Origin of the sequence: Clostridium paraputrificum, from assembly GCF_900447045.1 — a bacterium.
In the GTDB taxonomy this organism is placed as follows: Bacteria; Bacillota; Clostridia; order Clostridiales; family Clostridiaceae; genus Clostridium; species Clostridium paraputrificum.
The window spans coordinates 1-3,146 of record NZ_UAWH01000012.1 but is presented as its reverse complement, the minus strand read 5'-3'; the positions used below and the strand labels follow the sequence as shown (position 1 = coordinate 3,146).

The 3,146-nt window shown below is 29.5% G+C and carries 4 protein-coding genes; 2 read left to right on the top strand and 2 right to left on the bottom strand.

The genetic code is table 11. The features are described from left to right. Both DR024_RS04945 and glgD read left to right on the top strand, forming a co-directional pair. Positions 1-935: glucose-1-phosphate adenylyltransferase (locus tag DR024_RS04945; RefSeq protein ID WP_111918278.1), on the top strand; the 935-nt coding region annotated here is incomplete at its 5' end. A gap of 22 nt (positions 936-957) precedes the next feature. Then, positions 958-2,061 (top strand): glucose-1-phosphate adenylyltransferase subunit GlgD, encoded by a 1,104-nt coding sequence (gene glgD / locus DR024_RS04940; RefSeq protein ID WP_027099193.1) that lies wholly within the window; start codon positions 958-960, stop codon positions 2,059-2,061. A gap of 155 nt (positions 2,062-2,216) precedes the next feature. Here glgD and DR024_RS04935 read toward each other — a convergent pair whose 3' ends face one another. Then, the gene (locus DR024_RS04935; RefSeq protein ID WP_242983087.1) at positions 2,217-2,678 is read right to left on the bottom strand and encodes a nitroreductase family protein; all 462 of its coding nucleotides are present in this window, start codon (positions 2,676-2,678) and stop codon (positions 2,217-2,219) included. A gap of 130 nt (positions 2,679-2,808) precedes the next feature. Further along, on the bottom strand, positions 2,809-3,146 hold a 338-nt coding region (locus DR024_RS04930), incomplete at its 5' end, for an AEC family transporter (RefSeq protein WP_172458921.1).

Here is a 3,146-nt window from a genome sequence, read left to right as displayed (position 1 = left end):
GGGATTTAGATAGAAGAGATGCCGGTGTGAGAATATTACCCCCATATCAAGAAGAAAAAGGTGGCAATTGGTATAAAGGTACAGCTAATGCAATATATCAGAACACAGAATTTATTGATAGTTATAATCCAGAGTATGTATTAATTTTATCTGGTGATCACATATATAAAATGAATTATGATGAAATGCTAGAAAAACATAAAAGTAGTAATGCGGATGCAACAATTGCAGTAATTAATGTATCAATTGATGAAGCAAGTAGATTTGGAATTATGAATACAAGAGAAGATCATTCTATTTATGAGTTTGAGGAGAAGCCCAAGGTGCCTAAAAGTACTTTAGCATCTATGGGAATATATATATTTAATTGGAAGACATTAAAAAAATATTTAAGGGAAGATGAGTTGGATAGATTTTCAAGTAATGATTTTGGTAAGAATATTATTCCCAAAATGATAAAAGATAATCTTAAAATGATGGCATATCCATTTGAAGGGTATTGGAAAGATGTTGGAACAATCCAAAGCTTATGGGAAGCTAATATGGACTTATTAGATGAGGATAATAAATTAAATCTTTATGATAAAGAGTGGAAAATATATTCATCTAATCAAGTAAGTATAGCTCAATATATAGGAGAAGAAGCACTAATAAAAAATTCACTTATAGTAGAAGGGTGCACTGTATATGGAAATGTAGAGGATTCTGTTTTATTTCAAGGTGTTAAGATAGGAAAAAAGGCAATTATAAAGGATTCAGTAATAATGCCTAATGCATCCATAGGAGATAATGTAATTATTGAAAAAGCTATTATTGGCAGTGATGCAATAATAAGAAAAGGTTGCAGAATAGGCGATGGAAATGAAATAGCTGTAATAGCATCTAGTGAAGAGGTTAAATCAGGAAGTTTAGTAGAAGCCTGCAGTACAATATAAAACTATGAAAGGAGGGAAATTAATGAACAATTGTGTTGGGATAATAAACTTAGATGAGAATGAAAAAAGGATGGACGAGCTAGTTCGAAATAGACCGTTAGCTTCAGTTCCTATTGCAGCTAAATATAGGATAATTGATTTTGTACTTTCAAACATGACTAATTCTGGGATTGAGTGTATAGGAATATTTACAAAAAATAAATCTAGATCACTAATGGATCACTTAACTAATGGGAGACCATGGGACCTTCATAGAAAGAAGGATGGACTAAAGGTATTTAACTTTGGTGATGAGGAGCCATTTGTTAATGATGTTGATAATTTTTATGATAATATAGAGTTTATAAAAAATAGTAGAAAAGATTATGTTTTATTAGCGTCATCATATATGATATGTAATATTGACTATAGGGACGTACTTATGCATCATATAAAAAATAAAAATGATATAACTGTTATATATAAAGATATAAATAATGCAAATAAATCTTTTCTTGGGTGTGATGTGGTAAATGTAGAGGAAGGTAAAGTTAAGTCTATAGGTAAGAATGTGGGAGAGGATAATTTAGCATCTATAAGTATGGAGATGTATATAATGCCTACTTATCTATTTATAGATATAGTAAATGAATGTGTTAAAAGAGGAAGTTATAAAAAAATAAAATTATTTATACATGATAATTTAGATAGATTAAATGTAGGTTCCTATAAATTTAATGGTTATCTTTCTTGCATTAACTCTTTAACTAGTTACTACTATACAAATATGGATTTACTTAAAAGAAAAGTAAGTAGGGAGTTATTCTATAATGGTGGTACAATATATACAAAAGCAAAAGATGAAGCTCCAACTAGATACACAAGGGACAGTAAAGTGATAAATTCTATAATTGCAAATGGATGTTATATAGAAGGGGAAGTAAGAAACAGTATAATATCTAGATGTGTTTATGTAGGAAAAGATGTAACAATAGATGGGTGTGTAATATTACAGGATGTTGTTATTGGAGAAAAAGCTAAGCTTGAGAGGATAATAGTAGATAAAGGCACACAGATATTAGAAGATAAAAATTATGTTGGATCTAAATCTTGGCCAGTAGTTATGAAAAAAAGACAATATATATAGCAATGAAAGAGCATGATAATATTAATTATCATGCTCTTTATTGTTTATAAAAATTCATCTATTTTATAATCCTTAAACCTCATACTATTACCTACCTTCTAGTTTTTATCTAATTATAAAAAAAAGAGTAACTTTTTACAAGTTACCCTTAGCTTTTAATATGGGTTATTATATTCATTTCTAAAAGCAAACTCTTTAATATCCTTTGCTTTATAATGCTCTTTTTCTTCTGCTATCTCACCTACTGGTGTTATACCTATAATTTTGTATTCATCAGGTATCTTTAATATATCTTTTACCTCACCTTCATATATGGCACCAATCCACAATGTTCCATATCCTTCTGCTGTTGCTGCAAGAATTATATGTTCCATAGCAATAGCACCATCTACAAGATAAAAATCCTTACCTTCAACCTCACCAGAATCATCAGGTTTTGCAATAATAACCATAGCTATTGGTGCCTCTTTTACAGCATTACATGCCTTATCATCTTTATTTCTTATGGATTCTGCAATCTCATCCTTCTTATCTTTATCATCAACTATTACAATTCTAAATGCGCTCCTATTTTTCCATGAAGGAGCTCTCATAGCCGCTTCTATCATTTTATCTATAGATTCTTTAGAGATTTTGCTATCCTTGTATTTAGATATACTAGTCCTCTTTTTATAACATCAAAAAATTCCATTACTAAACACCATCCTATAAAATTATTCAGTATTAGAATTTCTCACTTTCGTATTTTTATACTAGATAACTTATCCAAAAAGGCAACGTAAGTAAAGATATTAATGTAGTTACAAGAACAATAATTGCTGAATATTCCTTTTCCATATTGAATTTTTCTGCAAAAATAGTAGTTGTTGTAGCTACTGGCATAGCTTGTACTAATACTAGAGTTTTTACAACTATAGTATTATCCTTAAGGATGCTTCCAAGTATCAATACTGTTAAAGGCAATAAAGCTAACTTTACTAAAGCCCCATAATAAATTGAGCCATCTTTTAACATTTTCCTAAAGTCCACTTTTGATAAAACACCCCCTATAACTATCATAGAAATTGGGGTTGTCATACTACCCA

Coding starts and splice junctions, on each gene's coding strand:
- glgD (WP_027099193.1), top strand. CDS start 958: ATGAACAATTGTGTTGGGATAATAAACTTAGATGAGAATGAAAAAAGG.